The sequence below is a fragment of the Microvirga sp. M2 genome (genome assembly GCF_047497095.1).
GTDB lineage: Bacteria > Pseudomonadota > Alphaproteobacteria > Rhizobiales > Beijerinckiaceae > Microvirga.
Map to the genome: position 1 here is coordinate 2,896,662 of NZ_CP134063.1, position 16,433 is coordinate 2,913,094.

The 16,433-nt window shown below is 65.1% G+C and carries 17 protein-coding genes; 4 read left to right on the forward strand and 13 right to left on the reverse strand.

Translation table 11 applies throughout. The features are described 5' to 3' along the window. Positions 1–345: 345 nt before the first annotated feature. Together RE429_RS13680 and RE429_RS13685 are read left to right on the forward strand one after the other, a co-directional pair. Positions 346–936 carry a phasin family protein gene (locus tag RE429_RS13680; RefSeq protein WP_414471302.1) on the forward strand — a complete coding sequence of 197 codons (591 nt, stop codon included), beginning with the start codon at positions 346–348 and terminating at the stop codon, positions 934–936. A gap of 359 nt (positions 937–1,295) precedes the next feature. Continuing rightward, positions 1,296–1,889 (forward strand): hypothetical protein, encoded by a 594-nt coding sequence (locus RE429_RS13685; protein WP_414471303.1) that lies wholly within the window; start codon positions 1,296–1,298, stop codon positions 1,887–1,889. A gap of 127 nt (positions 1,890–2,016) precedes the next feature. Here the strand turns inward: RE429_RS13685 and RE429_RS13690 are convergent, their stop codons facing one another. After that, complete coding sequence (locus RE429_RS13690) at positions 2,017–2,688, reverse strand: hypothetical protein (RefSeq protein WP_414471304.1); 672 nt, start codon at positions 2,686–2,688, stop codon at positions 2,017–2,019. A 441-nt stretch (positions 2,689–3,129) separates the two neighbouring features. On the opposite strand from RE429_RS13690, the gene RE429_RS13695 reads away from it, so the two are divergent. Beyond that, positions 3,130–3,315 carry a hypothetical protein gene (locus RE429_RS13695; protein WP_414471305.1) on the forward strand — a complete coding sequence of 62 codons (186 nt, stop codon included), beginning with the start codon at positions 3,130–3,132 and terminating at the stop codon, positions 3,313–3,315. A gap of 101 nt (positions 3,316–3,416) precedes the next feature. Here RE429_RS13695 and RE429_RS13700 read toward each other — a convergent pair whose 3' ends face one another. Beyond that, positions 3,417–3,734, reverse strand: a complete 318-nt coding sequence (locus RE429_RS13700) for a phasin family protein (RefSeq protein ID WP_414471306.1) — start codon at positions 3,732–3,734, stop codon at positions 3,417–3,419. Between the two features lie 691 nt (positions 3,735–4,425). After that, on the reverse strand, positions 4,426–4,782 hold the full coding sequence (locus RE429_RS13705; protein WP_414471307.1) for a hypothetical protein: 357 nt from the start codon (positions 4,780–4,782) through the stop codon (positions 4,426–4,428). A 260-nt stretch (positions 4,783–5,042) separates the two neighbouring features. Here RE429_RS13705 and RE429_RS13710 point away from each other — a divergent pair, with 260 nt between their 5' ends. After that, entirely contained in the window at positions 5,043–6,020 is a 978-nt protein-coding gene (locus RE429_RS13710; RefSeq protein WP_414471308.1) for a formylglycine-generating enzyme family protein, read from the forward strand. Positions 6,021–6,246: 226 nt separating this feature from the next. Here RE429_RS13710 and RE429_RS13715 read toward each other — a convergent pair whose 3' ends face one another. From RE429_RS13715 to RE429_RS13760, 10 genes are all read right to left on the reverse strand, one after another. Next, entirely contained in the window at positions 6,247–6,588 is a 342-nt protein-coding gene (locus RE429_RS13715) for a phasin family protein (RefSeq protein WP_414471309.1), read from the reverse strand. A 132-nt stretch (positions 6,589–6,720) separates the two neighbouring features. Next, on the reverse strand, positions 6,721–7,953 hold the full coding sequence (locus RE429_RS13720; RefSeq protein WP_414471310.1) for an HlyD family secretion protein: 1,233 nt from the start codon (positions 7,951–7,953) through the stop codon (positions 6,721–6,723). After that, entirely contained in the window at positions 7,946–8,416 is a 471-nt protein-coding gene (locus RE429_RS13725) for a hypothetical protein (RefSeq protein WP_414474200.1), read from the reverse strand. Before RE429_RS13725 ends, RE429_RS13720 begins: the two co-directional genes overlap by 8 nt. Before the next feature lie 8 nt (positions 8,417–8,424). Then, positions 8,425–9,126 carry a 3-oxoacid CoA-transferase subunit B gene (locus RE429_RS13730; protein ID WP_414471311.1) on the reverse strand — a complete coding sequence of 234 codons (702 nt, stop codon included), beginning with the start codon at positions 9,124–9,126 and terminating at the stop codon, positions 8,425–8,427. 4 nt (positions 9,127–9,130) lie between these two features. Further along, a complete protein-coding gene (locus RE429_RS13735; protein WP_414471312.1) occupies positions 9,131–9,778 on the reverse strand; it encodes a CoA transferase subunit A in 648 nt (215 codons plus the stop codon). After that, positions 9,775–10,905, reverse strand: coding sequence for an AI-2E family transporter (locus tag RE429_RS13740; RefSeq protein ID WP_414474201.1), 1,131 nt, complete (start codon positions 10,903–10,905; stop codon positions 9,775–9,777). Before RE429_RS13740 ends, RE429_RS13735 begins: the two co-directional genes overlap by 4 nt. A 517-nt stretch (positions 10,906–11,422) precedes the next feature. Beyond that, positions 11,423–12,229, reverse strand: a complete 807-nt coding sequence (gene fabI / locus RE429_RS13745; protein ID WP_414471313.1) for an enoyl-ACP reductase FabI — start codon at positions 12,227–12,229, stop codon at positions 11,423–11,425. Next, entirely contained in the window at positions 12,226–14,643 is a 2,418-nt protein-coding gene (locus RE429_RS13750) for a DUF3141 domain-containing protein (protein WP_414471314.1), read from the reverse strand. Before RE429_RS13750 ends, fabI begins: the two co-directional genes overlap by 4 nt. A 53-nt stretch (positions 14,644–14,696) precedes the next feature. Then, a complete protein-coding gene (locus RE429_RS13755; RefSeq protein WP_414471315.1) occupies positions 14,697–15,206 on the reverse strand; it encodes a hypothetical protein in 510 nt (169 codons plus the stop codon). 17 nt (positions 15,207–15,223) lie between these two features. Then, a complete protein-coding gene (locus RE429_RS13760; protein WP_414471316.1) occupies positions 15,224–16,432 on the reverse strand; it encodes an acetate/propionate family kinase in 1,209 nt (402 codons plus the stop codon). Position 16,433 lies beyond the last annotated feature (1 nt).

Consider the following 16,433-nt stretch of genomic DNA (forward strand, 5'->3'; position numbering starts at 1 on the left):
GCCGCACGATGCGCCATGCGCAAACTCGCGCCCCATCCATGACATTGCGGCCTATTGCCCATCTCGGTGGCCCGAACTGTCAAGAGATTGTCCGCATCGATCAAGCGACGCAGCCTCTGCAGATATAGGGTCGCGGAATAGTTCGTTCATGTTTCACATGCCGGGATCCCGTCGCGCACGTGCGGCGGGCTCGTCCGCCCTGTCAGGACAATTCCGATCCAGGCTGGACCGGTGAGCCTAAGGCACGAGTGCTTTCAGCCTCATCCCGCTTACCCAAGCGACCTTGGATGACGGCCGACGAGGGATCTCCAGGACAGCAATCACGAATTTGTTGTGAGAGGATGGATGCCGATGAGGGAAGAGGCGAAGCTGAGTCTTGAGCCGAACGAGACCGCGCAACGGATGACGAACGACATCGCCGGTGCGCTCCGCGCCAGCATCGAAAGCCTGCAAACCATTGCACGCACTGTGCAGGAGACGGTGGAAACCAGTGCCTGCGCGATGCCGGAACTGGCCCGGCACTCGTCCCGTCAACCCACGAATGGCGGCTCCGATAGCGACGAAGACGCCCAGCGGACGATCGAAGAATCGGTTCGCAGGCTTCGGGCGGTCGCCGAAACCGGCACGGTTCTCGCCAGTGCCTTCGAAGAGCTCTCCCGCGAATGGCTCCGCTTCCACCAGAGACGGCTGACGCGAAACCTCGACAGTTTCAATGCTCTCGTCTGCTGCCGCTCGACGGACGAGTTTCTCGCGATCCAGAGTTCGCTTGCCTTCGACAATCTCGATCAGAGCCTGAAGAGCTTTCAGCGGCTTGCCGAGGTCGCGATCAGGATGGCCGACGAAGCATCGATGACCTTGTCCGTCCAGCCCGATCGCACCACGGTTCAGATGGAGACGGTCGCCCCGTGGGCTCGCCGCACCGGCGTGAACGCCTAGAGCATCGGACGCAAAAGTGGGTACCGGTTTTGCGTGAAAAGATGCTCAACAACAGCGACTGCCGGCATCGGATATGGGTCCGATGTCACGTCCGATGCTGTAGCGCATCGGGCGCAAAAGTGGCCCCGGTTTCTCGCAGGAACGATGCGCTTTTTCCAGGAGGGGAGCATCGAACCTGGATCCCACAGGGCCCTGAATGCGACGATATGGGCTGCCGGAGAGAGTGGCTCAAATTGTCAAGGACCTGTCCCATTTCATCAAGCGTGAACGCCTGAGTGAGGTATCCTGATCCGATGCGCCGGATCCATGTTCCGCTGACGCGGACCTTCGGTCCGGCATGATGCGTCAGGGAGGCTGATATGCGCAAACTTGCAACGGTCGCCGTCGCCATCCTCATGGTGACCGGCAGCATCGAAACGGCGAATGCGCAACGCTGGAGAGGTGGCGGCTGGGGCTGGCACGGAGGAGGCTGGGGCGGCGGCTGGCGCGGCGGCTGGGGCGGTTGGCGTGGCGGCTGGGGCGGCTGGCGTGGCGGCTGGGGCGGCGGCTGGGGCTGGGGCGGAGGCGGTGTGGCCGCCGGTCTGGTCGGCGGAGCGATCCTCGGAGGGCTGCTCACAGCCGCTGCGACGACTCCCGCTTACGGATGGGGCTATCCGGGTTACGGCTACGGCTATTACGGGCCCTGGCCAGGGTACAATTATTACGCCCCCGCGTACTATTACCGGTCGCCGGCCTATTATCCGCCCGGCTACTTTTTTCCGCGCAGGGCCTATTTCGGCCCGCGCTTCTATACACGGCGCGCCTTCTGGGGACCTCGCTACTATGGTGCCTATCGGGGCTTCTATGGGCCGCGCTTTGGTGGCGCACGCTTCGTCGGCCCGCGCTTTGGTGGCGCACGCTTCGTCGGACCGCGCTTTGGCGGCACACGCGTAGCGTACCGTCGCTTCCGATAAGCGGCTCGCCGAATAATGAAGCCGCTCACGCGGCGATGATCGGCAGAAAAGTCCTAAGCAGGCGAGAACCGGATCCTCGCCTGCCCTGTCGCACGTCTCTCGATCGTCGTGCCGACATCGTGGCTTCTCAATAGGCGTCGCAGGCCCAAACGCGCCCGGTCACGATACCGCCATTGGGACCGACGACGCGGCGAAGGACCCAGCGGCAATCATTGCCATAGGTCACATCGTAATACGGATTGTCGTAATAGTCGTAATAGCCGTAATCGGAGTCATACGGATAGCCCAGGGCCCCGAGCGCGAGGCCATAATAGGGATAGCCCCAGCCATAGCCGTTCCGGTAGCGCCACCCGAATCGCGGATTGTTCCAGCCATAACGCGGAAAATAGCCGGGACGGCCCGGAAAGGTACCGATGCCGGGCCGGAAGTTTCCCCTCGGCCCCTCGATGGCTCCCGGCGCGAATCCGGCTTGAGAGCGGAATGTCCCAGGAACGACGCCCTGCCGCATCAAGCCGCCGCCTACCATGCCGACGGGCGGCCCGTAGCCGATGCTGCCCGTACGAAGCGAGTACCCGCCGAAGGAGCGCCCCCCGCCCTGAGGAAAGAAGAAGCTGGAGCCGCCGAAACCGCCCAGGCGGTTGCCACCGAATCCGCCTTGGAAACCGCCGCCTCCGATGCGCCCGCCGCCGCCGAAGCCGCCGCCCCCGTGGGAGCCGCCGCCTCGCTGGGCAGCAGCCTCGCCCGGCACGATCAAGGCCCCTGCTACAACGGCACCCAGAGCTACGAGAAATCGATTCATCTTACCCTCCTGTTCACCGGCAGGCGCGCGACACCAGCCGAACAAGCCGCAGTGAACGGGACATGATGATCGGCTTGAGCCTCCCTTGCTTGATCACTTGGGACAAGCTGGCCGATAATTTTTCGGCGCACCCGCCGGACTCCACAACCCTGCCGAACGTCTCACGTTACCGTCAGACGAGCCGCAGCAGCCGTGGGTCGATGAAGGCTTCTTAAGGCTTCTTAAGCCTTTTGCGCTTTTGACAGCCCGAGCCTCAGTCCGCAAATTGTCCATGTTCTGGCACATCGCGCGAAAAGGCGGACCCGTTTTTCAGGGACGCGCCCTTCGAGACCGCACGCTGCGCCGATCCAAGAAGGGAGCATCGGATGGAATCCCAAAAGTGGATTCGACATTTCAAGTCCGATGCTACAGGGAGTTGCGACAATGCCCGTTGATCGTGCAATGCTGAAACAAGCTCTGAATGAACTCGTAAGGCTGAGGGGCGGTGCAGAAAACCCGACGCGGTTTCTCGCCCAGCTTTACAGCTCCGCCTTGAGCGAATGGGCCGGAGAGCTCGGGGTGGATCGCCACAAGCTCCACAAGCTGGTCCATTTCAAGGAGGCGATTTCCGACCGTCGCCTCAATTGACGCGCCCGCGCAGGACAGCAGCGCAACCCGTTTGACCGTGCAGGCGGCACGGCATCGATCATGGGAGCATGCGAAGGAGCGCTCCGATCCATTGCCGGTAGCTATCGCCCGCTGCCCGACTCTCCACCGTTCATGGAATGGCTGTAGATGGTCATCAATTTGGACATCTCGGCGTTGTAGTCACGGAGTGTTTCCTCCATCCAGTGTGAATGAAGCGTCACTGCATCCGCGAGGTTCCGGCAATCGAGAATATCCCGCATGGCTACGCCGTCCTTCTCGAGACGCCTGGACATGAAATCCATCATCTCGCGCTGGCACTGGCTCGTGGCGGAAAGCCACGTTTGCGCAGCCCTCGCTACAGCCTGACCGTCACCCATCGGCATCGCCCGCTCGGTGGCGCTGCGAGTCGTGTCCGACATCGACGACCTCTTTGACGCGGTTGTCATTCGTAATCCTCCTCGAACAGGCTCAAGTCGAATGGTTTGTCACCGCTGTCTTCCAGGAGACGAACGGCGAAACGGCACTCCTGCGCGATGCACCCTGTCAGCACGTCGAGTGCGCGGCCCTCCGATGGTTTCCGCCACTCACGCACCGTGAGGAACCGAGGGCTCGGCGAAAAGCGGATCCGATTGCCGGCAAGGCCTCAAGCTCTCCAGCATCGGGCGTGATATCGAACCCATATCCGATGCCGGCAGTCTCTGTTGTTGAGCATCTTTTCACGCAAAACCGGTGCCCACTTTTGCGTCCGATGCTCTAAGAGCCACGGCATCCATCGCCGGTGGCCAATGTTCTGCCGGGCACACTCCACCGACGTCGGAGAGGCCCAACCGACGCAGCGACAGCAGTATGAGCGCTCCCTCCCGATGTGCTTGACCGATTGGGCCATCGGACTGACAGTTGGAGACGGTCCCTGAGAAAAACTGGCGGCGTGTTTTGGCGGCGTTCCTAAGCTCTGAAGGAAGTCGAGCGGGCTCGTGCCGGGCAACGGTTCAATCCGCAGCCTGAGCAGGACGCCGTCATCCGGCAGACCGCGAGCCCCACCGAGGGCGCCGTGATCGGCGAGAGGATCGCCCGAGGGAACCTGACGGGGCGGCGGACGGATACACTGACCTACGTGTTCGAGCGTCCCGGCTCGTACGCGTTGCCCGCCGTGACGCAGCCGTGGTGGGATCTTCGCAACGCAGCGCCGCGGGAGGAGCGCGCAGCCGGCCGCGCCGTCACGGTTTCCGCGATCCCGACGCAAGCGTCGCCGGTCCGCCCGTTCGGCCTGCGGCGGTTCACCGGGAGGGATCTGGGAGCAGCGCTCGCCGTGCTCGTTCCCGCCTGCCTCCTGGGGTGGCTCGCGTGGCGCCTCGGTCCCGGCGCGCTCAGCCGGTGGCGCGAGGAGCGGGACCAGCGCTCCAGGTCCGAGGGCGCCGCCTTCAGGGGCTTGCTCAAGGCCGCGAGATCGGGTGAGGCTGACCGCACCTACCAGGCCTATGTCACCTACCAAGCCTATGTCACCTGGCGATCACGCCTTCCCGCGAAGGAATGGTCGGATACGAAAGCCGCCATGGAAAATCTCGAAGCTTTCGTGTTCCGCTGCCGCCCTCCTGCCGCACATTGGTCTAAGATCGAAGGCCGTGCCCTTGCCGCCGATCTCAGGAGGCTCAGAGCCGATCTGCGGCATCGCACGCCCGAGCACCGCAAGCCTTCCGCCCTGCCCCCCTCAACCCCATATCGATCCCATGAAGCATGCAGCCAACACCCCGAAGCCATCGACCGCCGACGACATGGTCCGCATTCCGGGCGGCACGTTCGCCATGGGATCGAACGACCATTACCCCGAGGAGGCGCCTGTCCACCGCGTGAGCGTGGACGCATTCTGGATGGACGCGACACCTGTCACCAACCGCCAGTTCAAGGCTTTCGTCCAGGCCACGGGCCACGTCACGACGGCCGAGATGGTGCCCGATGCCAGGGACTATCCAGGCGCCAGGAAGGAGATGCTGCGGGCCGGATCCCTGCTGTTCACCCCGCCCGGCCACCCCGTTGACCTCCGGGACTGGAGCCAATGGTGGACCTTCGCCTTCGGGGTCAACTGGAAGCGGCCGTACGGCCCGACCAGCAACCTCAAGGGACTGGAGGACCATCCCGTGGTCCATGTCAGCTACACCGACGCCCTCGCCTACGCCCGCTGGGCCGGCAAGGATTTGGCCACGGAGGCCGAATGGGAGTTCGCCGCCCGGGGCGGCCTCGAGGGCAAGGAGTTCGCCTGGGGCGACGAGCTCACGCCCGGCGGGCGGCAGATGGCCAATACCTGGCAGGGGCAGTTCCCGTTCCAGAACACGATGCTCGACGGCTACGAGCGCACCTCGCCGGTCGGATCGTTCCCGCCCAACGGCTACGGCCTGTACGACATGATCGGCAACGTCTGGGAGTGGACGGGCGACTGGTACAGCCCGAGGCATCCCGAGGATGCGCAGAAGGCCTGCTGCATCCCGGAGAACCCTCGTGGCGGACGGGAGGACAGCAGCTACGATCCGCGCGAGCCCGCGATCAGGATTCCCCGCAAGGTCGTGAAGGGAGGCTCACACCTGTGCGCGCCGAATTACTGCCGCCGCTATCGTCCGGCCGCCCGGCATCCGCACCCCATCGACACCTCGACGAGCCATATCGGATTCCGCTGCGTCCGCCGCGAAGGAGACGTTCCGGCGCGATCGTGAAGGGATCGATATGAGCTGGACCACGCTGCGCTCCCGCGCCGTCAGGGTGCCGCCGGGAACATGCCCCTTCGCCAGGTAAGCGTTCAACAGCGGCTCGTTCTCGTGCATGGTGAAGATCAGCACCTCGGGATCAGCACCTCGGCCTGCGGGGCAACGGCCCGGATCCCGCGCGTGGCGTCGAGACGCGGGCAGGATCTTTCGGTCGGCGGTTTCAGCAAGCAGGCCGTCATCTCTTCAGGCTCGCTCCGCCGCTGACGGAGTTGCTGTAGATCGTCATCAGCTTGGTGATCTCGGCGTTGTAGTCGCGAAGGGTTTCCTCCACCCAATGCGAGTGAACGGATGCGGCATCCGCCATGGTCTTGCAGCCCATCATTTCCCGGACCGCCTCGCCGTCTTTTTCAAGCCTCATGGACATGAAGCCGAGCATCTCGCGCTGGCATTCGGCGGTGGCGGCGAACCAGGCTTCCGAAGCGTTCGTCAGAGCCCGGCCGTCGCCATCGGGCAACGCCATCCCGATACCGCCGCGCAGCCTCTCCGATGCTCCCGATGTCTTTGACATGATGGTCATGGGTCGTCCTCCTTTTTCCGCTTCAGAACGAAAGGGTCGTCTTCACCTGCACAAGGCGGCCGATGGCAGAATCCGCCTCCCAGCGGGAGCGATCATCACCATGGTCGCCATCGCTCTCCTCCCAGGTTGATCTCAGTGCCCACCGAGCACGAGAATCTGGATCGGATACATCAGCGCCTGAATGCGCAGGATCATGGCATGCACGAGCCCGACGGCATCAATCCCGTGAAGCACGAGTCCCCGCATCGTGCCGGTCTCCGGGGCGATGATTTCCTCGTGGTGGCTGCTATAGGCGTTGACGATGCAGCTGCTCCCGGGCGTGACGCTGTCGAACCCGCCCTCGTAGAGCGGCTCCAGGAAGGCGAGAACGGTTCCCGGCTGCGTCACCTGCTGGGCTTCCATCAGCTGCTCGCCGCTGCGGAGCTGGCCGGCAGCGATGTAGTTTTGCACTCCGGTGACCACCATCGGGATGATCGTCCATGGCTTCGACGCGCAGGTGGCCTCGGCGACCATCCCGAGCGTCAGCGCCTGGGACTCGACCTGCCCGAAGCCGGCCTGCAGGCGCCCCCGCCCGGCGCCCTCCGGGATCAGGACCCCGGCCGGGCGCATGAGCGGGTTCACGACATCGCCGACCCGCAGCGTGAACTGTTCCACCCGGCCATTGACACCGGCCCGGATCACGGTCTTTTGCAGGTCCACGTCGGCCTGAGCCAGCTCGGCTTCGGCGCTGGCCTTCTGCGCGGGAAGCAGGGTGGAGATGCGCGTCTCGGCCTGCTCCTTGGCGGCAACGGCGGCGTCGATGCCACCCTGGCGCCCCTCGACGGCGACCTGGAGCTTCTCGATGTCCCGCATGGCGACGGCGCCCGGGTTGCGGCGATAGATCTCCTGCTTGGTCGCCAGTTCGTCCAGCGCCTGCTGATGGGCGCTCCGGGCCTCGATGATCCGGCCTTCGGCCGCCGCGACATCGGCCCGCGCCGCCACCAGTTCGGCATCGACCTCCGCGATCTTGCGGCGGGCGGTCTCCACCGCCGCCTCCTGCTTGGCGCTGTCGAGCCGGAAGATCGGCTGCCCCTGCTTGACCTCGCCGCTCAAGCCGAGATTGACCTCAGCGACGCGCCCATTGGTTTCCGGCAGGATCGGGATGGTCCGGAAGAACACCGTGGCATTGCTCGTGGAGGGGTGGTTGTAGAAAACGGTCGTGATCAGGGCGACGGTGAGCATCGCGCAGGTGACGATGCCCCAGCGCAGCTCGAACCACACCGAATAGAGCGTGATCTCCTTGCCGATCCGCTTGCCCTGGGCGTAGCGGCGATAGAGATAGTCCGGCAGGATCGTCAGCAGCGAACAGAGAAGGAGTTCAAGCATGGGACTGCTCCTTCGGCACGCGATAGGGAGTGACGGTCGTCGCCGCCTCCGCCGTGCCCTCGCCCGGCGGTACGGGGGGAACACCGTCCTCCGGTACGTCGTTCGCGCCCTCGCCCGGCGGGATGCCGGCGATCTTCTCGAGCGAACCCGCCATCCTGCGGAGCGGCCAGCCGAAGTCGGGTATGTCGATCAGAGCGAGCAGCAGACCCACGACCCAGAAGATGTGCATGTGCGTGAACAGGGACAGCAGGCCCAGCACGGCCACGAGCTCGAACTGGATCTTCTTGGATTTGTGGGCCATGCGCTCGGGCAAGGTATGCAGCCGCAGGAAGAGGAGGCCGACGGCCAGTACGGCGAGCACCAGGAATACCGCCATGACCGTCATGAGGACGTCGGTCCCGTCGGGCCCGGCGATGAAGATGGGAAGATGATGAGGTGCCGCAGGATTTATCGATGGACTTATCGATGGGGTCATAGGGCGTCTCCCACGAAGGGCTTGGCGTCGGCGCCGGACGCGACCCTCGCGATTGTTGGTTTTGACAGTTCAGGGGAGATTGCGAGTTCGGCCTCGGTTGCGGCGACGACCTCCTCGACGGTGACCCCTTCATGCATTTCCAGAAGAGTGGCTCGCCCCTCAGGAAAGCCGATCACCGCGAGTTCCGTGACAACGAGGTCGACCGGCCGGTCCGAGGTGAGCGGGAGCGAGCACTCCCGGACGATCTTCGGGCGTCCCTTGGCCGTATGCTGCATGGCGACGATGACGCGCCTGGCTCCGGCCACGAGGTCCATGGCGCCGCCCATTCCGGGCACCATCCTGCCCGGAACCATCCAGTTCGCGAGGCGGCCGTGCCGGTCGACCTGAAGGCCGCCGAGCACCGTGATGTCGAGATGCCCGCCCCTGATCAGTCCGAAGGACGTGGCGCTGTCGAACGTGGACGCGCCCGGAAGGGCCGTCACGGGTTTCCCGCCCGCATCGGTCAACCACGGGAGCGCCATGCCGGGTTCCGGCACCGGGCCGGTGCCGATGAGACCGTTCTCGGACTGGAAGAAGACATGGATCCCCTTGGGGACGAAGTTGGCCACGAGGGTCGGGATGCCGATTCCGAGATTGACCAGCACGCCATCCCGCAATTCCTGTGCGATGCGTTTGGCGATGAGGGATTGCGCATCCATGGCCTTACCCTTTCGCGATGAGATAATCGACGACCGGAGCGGGAGTCATGACGTGGTCGGGCGCAACGACTCCGATCGGAACGATGTTCTCGGCCTGGGCCACGACGGTGTCGGCGGCCATCGCCATCAGCGGATTGAAGTTGCGCGCCGTGAGGGCATAGGCAAGGTTGCCCAGGTAGTCGGCGATGAACGCGTGCACGAGCGCGTAATCGGCCCGCAGGGCGGGCTCCAGCAGGTAGGACCGGCCATCGACATCGATCTTCCGCTTGCCCTCTTCGACGACGGTGCCGATGCCGGTCGCGGTCAGGATCCCCCCGAGGCCGTAGCCCCCGGCGCGGATGCGCTCCGCGAGCGTGCCCTGCGGAACGAGGTCCACCTGCAGTTCGCCGGCCAGCATCTGCTGCTGCGTCTCGGGGTTGAGACCGATATGGCTCACGATCACCCGTCGGAGCAGTTTCGCCGTGATCAGCTTACCGATGCCGATCCCCGGCGCCGCCGTGTCGTTGGCGATGACGGTCAGATCGCCTCTCTGCTGCCGCACGAGTTCGTCGACCAGCGGCTCAGGCGTTCCGACGCCCATGAAACCGCCGACCATCAGGGTCGCTCCGGCCGGGATCATCGCAACGGCATCCTGGAGCTTGATCGTTTTCATCGAGGCTCCCTCCCCTTTGCACGTGCGCCGGCCCGATCGTGCACGGTCTCGCCGGCGCGCCCCCAGTCCTGAAACAGGGTATGGGCGACCGCCAGCAGCACGGGGCCGACAAAGATACCGATGATTCCCAAGGTCAGCAGACCGCCGAGCACACCGAGGAAGATCAGCACCGTCGGCATCCGGATGCCGCGGCTGATCAGGTATGGGCGCAGGACATTGTCGAGACTGCCGACGAAAAGGCCGTTCCAAGCCATCACGAACACGGCCCATCCGGTCTGGCCGTCGGACATCAGCCACAGGGCGGCTGGCAGCCAGAGCAGCACGAGCCCCATCGGCAGCAGCGTCAGCACCACGCCTACGGCGCCCAGCACGATCGCGCCGGGAACGCCCGCGACCCAGAAGCTGAACCCGAGCAGGATGCCCTGCACCAGCGCGGTGCCGAGAACCCCGTTGACCACGCTCTTGATGGTGGCGCCTGCGGTCTCAAGCACCCGGTGCGCCCGCCAGCCGCCCAGGCGCGCCATCGCCCATTCGAGACGGCGCTCCACATAGCCGCCGTCCCGGTACAGGAAGAAGGCCAGCACGATGCCGAAGCCCACCTGGAGCGTGCCCGAGAGAAGCGAGGCTCCCTGACGCAGCCCCCATTCCCGCAACGGCCCCAGATAGGGCGAGATGACGGGTGCAAGCCCCTTGCCCTGCTGGACTGCCTGGAGCCATACCTGCTCCGCCTCATGCCCGATCAAAGGTATGCGTCCGAGCCAGCCGGGCGGCGGCAGCCCCTGATCGATGGCGGAGCGGACGGCCACGGCAAGCCGGGCGACATCGTCGGCGAGGTTTGCACCCAAGGTCAGCAGCGGGAGCACGAGCAGACCGGCGGTCATCAAGGTCATGAGCAGGGCAGCGGCGGTCGGACGCCGACCCAGCCATGTCTCGATCCTCCGGAACGGAGACCAGGTGGACACGCACAGCGTGACGGCGAGGAAGATGGCGTTGAGGAACGGCGTCAGGATGTAGATGCAGCCGACGGCCAGCACCAGGAGCAGCACGAGCCCGAGCGCCTTCTCCACATAGCCCACATCGAGAGAGGAGGCCCTTTCCCGGCTGTTCATCGTGTCGCGCGGATCCACTGAACGCAAGACTCTCTCCCGATGTGACGACTCTCTCCCAATGTGACGGCCGCTACAGCATCGGACGCGGAATCGAACCCGCATCCGATGCCGGCAGTCTCTGTTGTTGAGCATCTTTTCACGCAAAACCGGTTCCCACTTTTGCGTTCGATGCTCTAGCAGCCGATACAGACGCTACGAAGGGTGTGGCTCATCCGGCGATCCATCTCGCGCACCTTCCTGTCGGCTTCCGACACGCCTTTGTCGGCTTTCGCCTCCTGTCCGCCGCTCTGCCCCTGAACGGAGGATTGTGTCGGCTGCCGCTGCTTGGCGGGAGCAGGCGCTGAAGTGTCCTGACCTTGTGCCTGACCTGGTACTTGACCTGGTACTTGACCTGGTGCCTGGCTTGGCTCTTGGGCCCATGCGGTGCCTGCCAGTACGGCGGCGAATGCAGCGACGCCGAGGCACCTGGATAGATGGAAGCGACCGAAAGTCATCGTGACCTCCCTTCGACCGGCGCTCACGAGCGAGGCTCGCCTCACGCCATGATGCTCAGCCCTCCGTCGACATAGGTGGTGGTCCCCGTCAGCCGCCTGGCGAAGGGCGTCGTCAGATAGGCGGCCGTGAGGCCGACATCGTCGATATCGACGAGTTCGCCGATGGGCGCCCGCTCGATGGCCTCGGACAGGAGAACATCGAAATCCTTCAGCCCCGAGGCCGCCCGCGTCTTCAGGGGTCCCGGCGACACGGCGTGAACCCGGATGTGCTTGTCGCCCAACTCATAGGCGAGATAGCGCACGGCGCTCTCCAGCGCCGCCTTCACGGGCCCCATCAGATTGTAGTTCGGAACCACCTTGTTGGCGCCGTGATAGCTCATCGCCAGGAGCGTACCGCCGTCGGGCATCAGCGGTTCGGCGAGCCGGGCCATGCGGATGAAGGAGTGGCACGAGACGTCCATCGCCACCTTGAACCCCTCGTCCGAGCTGTCGACGAGCCGCCCCTGCAGGTCCTGTTTCGGCGCAAACGCGATGGAATGCAGCGCGATGTCGAGGCTGCCCCAGCTTTCGCGGATTTGCTCGAAGACCGCTTCGAGCTGTCCGGCCTGAGCCACATCGCAGGGCGCGAAGATCGACGCTCCGAGGTCCTTGGCGAGAGGCTCGACATAGGGCCTGGCCTTTTCGTTGAGGTAGGTGACGGCGAGGTCGGCGCCGAGTTCCCTGAACACCCGCGCGCAGCCATAGGCGATCGAACGCTCGTTGGCGATTCCGACGACGAGAGCCCGCTTGCCGTGCAGGATCTTCGATTGAATGGCGATTTCGGTCAGCTCGGTGGGACGGTCGTTCATGAGTTTGCCCTCGTGCGTCGGGTGACGCTGGCGCGTCGGGCGGAGCCCCGCCTTGCCGCCGTTCCGGGGCGGGCCTCCGTGTCGCGCTCCACCAGCGTCACTGTGATCGGCTCGGCCTTCGTCTCGCGTGCGGTCTCGTCTTCGGCGAGGAGGCGCCGGATCTCGCCCAGCAGCCTCACCTGCTTCTCGTTGGCCTCGATCCTGCCCTCCACGCGGTCGAGCAGATCGAGCAGGCTGCGCCTGTCCTCGGGGGTTCGCAGAAGTTTGGGAAGCGCCATGAGCGCCTTCACGGGTTCGAAATCGACGATGTACGACTGCTCGCGGATGATGTCGCGGGCAGCTTCCGTCGGCAGATCGAACAGGCCGATATCCTGTCCGACGAGCTCTCGCGTCCGCTTCATGGACGAGAGCCGCCGCCGCCCGGTCCCGGCCTTCATCAGCAGAAGCGCCGCGCGGACGATGGCCTTCGTCCGGTCGCCTTCCTCGATGTGCGCCAGCGCCTCCTTCACCAGAGGGGTATTGCGCACGTTGACGGGCTCTTCCGCGACGGCTTCCCCCCCTTCCGCGCCCATGCCGATGCGGGCCAGCCCGTAGATGCGGAAGAACGTGTTCTCGACCGCCGCATCGCGCAGGTCGCGGTAGAGATCCCAAGAGGCTGACGTGACGGCGGCGGCGCAGCGTTCCGCTTTTGCCGCCGGGCCGTCGTTGTCGCGAGGCGCCCGGTTCGCCTTCGCCATGTCGGCGATGCCCTTGAGCGGCCACAGGAAGGGATTGATGTCGGACACCGCCCAGCGCTGGACCCTCTGCGGATTGAACGTTCTCGCGAGCCCGGCCGCGGCCGGAGTCACCAACGGCGCCACGAACGGGTGCACGAAGGTCTCGTAGGCGGAGGCGAGCGTCTCCGAGGTCTTCTCGACCGCCTCGAACGGCATCTCGTCCTTGCGGCCGTATTTCTGCAGGACGTGAAGGTCCTCGACGCGGCGCTCGGTCAGCAGCACGTCGTAGCGCAGGCTGCCATTCGTGTTGTGCTCCTCGACCTGCATGCCGTAGAAGCCGGGAGGCAGATGCTCGATATACTCGATCAGATCGACGATCTGGGTATATTCCCGCTTGGCGACCGATCCGGAGACGAAGATGCCGAGATGGCCGACGCTCTTGTGCATCAGGCCGACGATGACCTGGCCGTTCGCCTTGAGAGCCTCCGTGGTCGGGTAGAGGTCGGCGACCCAGTTGAACGCCTGCTGCGGCGGCGTGATGTTGTCCCCGAGCGACGCGAACAGGATGATCGGCGATTGTATCGACCGCAGGTCGAAGGCGCGTCCCTCGGACCATTCGGCATCGCCGTCCGCCAGATTGTTGCCGACGAACAGGTTCTCGACGATCCACTTGATCTCCTGCCGGTTCATCAGGAAGAAGCCGCCCCACCAGCGTTCGAACTCGAGGAAGCGCTCGGGTTCGGTGTCGATCTTCGAGAAGAGCGTATAGTACTTGTCGAAATACGTATTGGCCGGGTTGAGATACTCGAAATTCTCGACGAGATAGGCGCCGTCGAACTTGCCGCCCCCGAGATCGCTGGCGAAAAGCGCAGGCCAGAGGCCACCGAGGATGCCGCCCGCGTAGCGCATCGGGTTCTCGCCGTCGTTGCCCGCCCAGTAAGACATCGGCGCCCCGTTGATGACGATCGGGCCGACGAGGCCCGGTTCCACGGCTCCGACCAGCATGGAGGCCCAGCCGCCCTGACAATTGCCGAACAGGACGGGCTTGCCGGTCTTGGGATGACGCTCGCCGACGATGCGGAGGAATTCGGCCTCGGCCCGGGAGACATCGGCCAGGGCCTGCCCGGCAACCGGATCGGGGAAAAAGATCACGAAATAGACCGGATACCCCGCCTTGAGCGCCACGCCCACCTGCGAGTCCTGCTTGAAGCCGCCGATGCCCGGGCCATGACCGGCTCGCGGGTCGATGATGACGAAGGGCCTGAGTTCAGGGTCGGTCCTGATTCCGGCCGGCGGAACGATGCGCACGAGAGCGTAGTTCACGGGCCGTTCGAACGTCCGGGCGTCGGCGATCATCTCCCAGTCGAAGGCCAGCAGCGGCGGCTTGCCGCCCTTCTCGTGCTCGATCCAGTTGTCGCCGCGCTGGCGCAACGTGTCCCAGAACAGGACCGAGCGCTGCGTGAAATCGAGCCAATAGGCGCTGGCGTCGCGCCAGACATCGAGAGGAGACGCCGCGCGGATCGCCCCGTCCCTGAGCGGCTCCCCCGCGGCCTTCACGGCATCGAGGTAGCGCTGCACGGCCTTGGCGCATCGCTCGTGATAGACCTCGGTCACCTTCGCTTGGGAACGAGCAAGCGCCGTCAGCCTGGCTTGCCTGCCCTCATCCCTTTCGTCGATCCTGGATTCGCCGTCTCGCATTGCTTCCGTCCCGTCAGAAACCGGCCTGCGAAGATGCTCACTGCCGAAGATACTCACTGCTTGGTGTCGCCCCATTTGAGAAAGAATCCGACGTCACCCGGCAGCCCGCCCGGCCACTCGATGATCATCGCGCTCAGCCTGAACCCGGCGGGCCTGAGCTGATCGCGCCAGAGCTCGTAGGCCTGGCGCGGGCGTCCGGCGAGGGTGTCGGGCCAGGTCGGATCCGCGTTGTTGATGGCGCGGCCATGGTCGGCGCACAGCGCGCTGGGAAAGCGCATGACCATCAGCTCGGTCTCGCCGCGTTCCGCGGCCGAGCGCAGTTTCGACTTCAGCGGCAGGAGAATTTCCTGCAGCTTCTCGGGAGTGAGGTCGAGAGGCTCGGACAGGCGCTTGATCAGATCCTGGCGCGCCTTCTCGGCGCGGTCCATGCCCTCGATCGACTTGCTGGCCTTCGCCACCTGCATCTCGGTCATGTAGGTCCGCAGATCCGCCGCCGACATGAACGTCTCGTCCGCAAGCTCCTGGTTGGCCTTCTCGTCCGGCTTGGTCTTCAGGGTCTCCATGGCATCAATCTCCATCTTCAGGATGCAAGTCTCGCCTGCGCCGCGCCGAGTACGCTCTGCGTCTGTCGGGCGATCACGAGTTCCTCGTTGGTCGGGATGACCCACACCGTCGCCGCGGATCCGGCGGAGATCCTCGGTCCGCCGCCACGGTTCGCCTCCTCGTCGAGCGCGAGGCCCGTCCATGCGAGCCCGGCGATCACCTCGGCGCGGGTCGCCACGTCGTTCTCGCCGATGCCGCCGGTGAACACGAGCCCGTCGAGCCCGCCGAGGGCCGCGACCAGCGAGCCGATCTCCCGCGTGATGCGATAGACGAAAAGGTCGATGGCGCGTTTGGCATCCGCATTGGTCGCTGCATTGGCCCGCAGCACACGCATGTCGTTCGACAGGCCGGAAACGCCGAGCAGGCCGGACTTGGTGTAGAGCATGCGCTCGGCCGCCTCCGGGCTGAGCTGCATCTCCCTGAGCATGAAGAAGACGACCCCTGCATCGATGGTGCCGCAGCGCGTTCCCATCGGAAGACCGTCGAGGGCCGAAAAGCCCATCGTCGTCGCGATGCTTGTCCCCTTGTCGAGGGCACAGAGGCTCGCGCCGTTTCCGAGGTGAGCGGCGATCACCCTCCCCCCGGCGAGCCGTGGATCGTAATCCTTCAGCACGGACGAAATGTAGTCGTAGGACAGCCCGTGGAAGCCATAGCGCCGCACGCCGCGCTCGCGCATCTCGCGCGGGAGCGCGAACAGGCTCGCGATCTCGGACTGGGTCCGGTGGAACGCGGTGTCGAAGCAGGCAACCTGCGGCAGGCCCGGCAGGCGCCGGCGAACGATCCGGATCGGCTCCAGGTTGTGGGGCTGGTGCAAGGGCGCGAGCGGCACCAGCGTTTCGAGCTTCTGGACCACGTCTTCATCGACGATCACGGGGCCGGTAAAGGCCTCTCCGCCATGCACGACCCGGTGCCCGATCGCCGCGAGCCTGCGCCCCTCCTGATGCTGCCGCAGCCATGAGACGAGGTGCATCAGCGCCTCCTCGTGCCCGAGCCGGTCGCCGGAGCTCCAGGTCATTTCGTCCAGAAGTTTTCCGGAGGCGTCCTTGACGACGAAATGTGCCGATCCGCCCAACCCCTCGAACAATCCCTTGAAGGCCACGCGCGGCTCCACGCCGTCCGGCGTGTCGTAGACCTGGAACTTGAGGCTCGACGAGCCCGCGTTGAGGACGATGAGAACGGGCATCATG

Bases quoted from the DNA above. Each gene is read 5' to 3' on its own strand.
- RE429_RS13715 (WP_414471309.1), bottom strand. From the start codon at position 6,588: ATGACCATCATGTCAAAGACATCGGGAGCATCGGAGAGGCTGCGCGGC.
- RE429_RS13690 (WP_414471304.1), bottom strand. From the start codon at position 2,688: ATGAATCGATTTCTCGTAGCTCTGGGTGCCGTTGTAGCAGGGGCCTTG.
- RE429_RS13755 (WP_414471315.1), bottom strand. From the start codon at position 15,206: ATGGAGACCCTGAAGACCAAGCCGGACGAGAAGGCCAACCAGGAGCTT.
- RE429_RS13760 (WP_414471316.1), bottom strand. From the start codon at position 16,432: ATGATGCCCGTTCTCATCGTCCTCAACGCGGGCTCGTCGAGCCTCAAG.
- RE429_RS13685 (WP_414471303.1), top strand. From the start codon at position 1,296: ATGCGCAAACTTGCAACGGTCGCCGTCGCCATCCTCATGGTGACCGGC.
- RE429_RS13700 (WP_414471306.1), bottom strand. From the start codon at position 3,734: ATGTCGGACACGACTCGCAGCGCCACCGAGCGGGCGATGCCGATGGGT.
- RE429_RS13735 (WP_414471312.1), bottom strand. From the start codon at position 9,778: ATGAAAACGATCAAGCTCCAGGATGCCGTTGCGATGATCCCGGCCGGA.
- RE429_RS13710 (WP_414471308.1), top strand. From the start codon at position 5,043: ATGAAGCATGCAGCCAACACCCCGAAGCCATCGACCGCCGACGACATG.
- RE429_RS13720 (WP_414471310.1), bottom strand. From the start codon at position 7,953: ATGCTTGAACTCCTTCTCTGTTCGCTGCTGACGATCCTGCCGGACTAT.
- RE429_RS13680 (WP_414471302.1), top strand. From the start codon at position 346: ATGCCGATGAGGGAAGAGGCGAAGCTGAGTCTTGAGCCGAACGAGACC.
- RE429_RS13750 (WP_414471314.1), bottom strand. From the start codon at position 14,643: ATGCGAGACGGCGAATCCAGGATCGACGAAAGGGATGAGGGCAGGCAA.
- fabI (WP_414471313.1), bottom strand. From the start codon at position 12,229: ATGAACGACCGTCCCACCGAGCTGACCGAAATCGCCATTCAATCGAAG.
- RE429_RS13695 (WP_414471305.1), top strand. From the start codon at position 3,130: ATGCTGAAACAAGCTCTGAATGAACTCGTAAGGCTGAGGGGCGGTGCA.
- RE429_RS13730 (WP_414471311.1), bottom strand. From the start codon at position 9,126: ATGGATGCGCAATCCCTCATCGCCAAACGCATCGCACAGGAATTGCGG.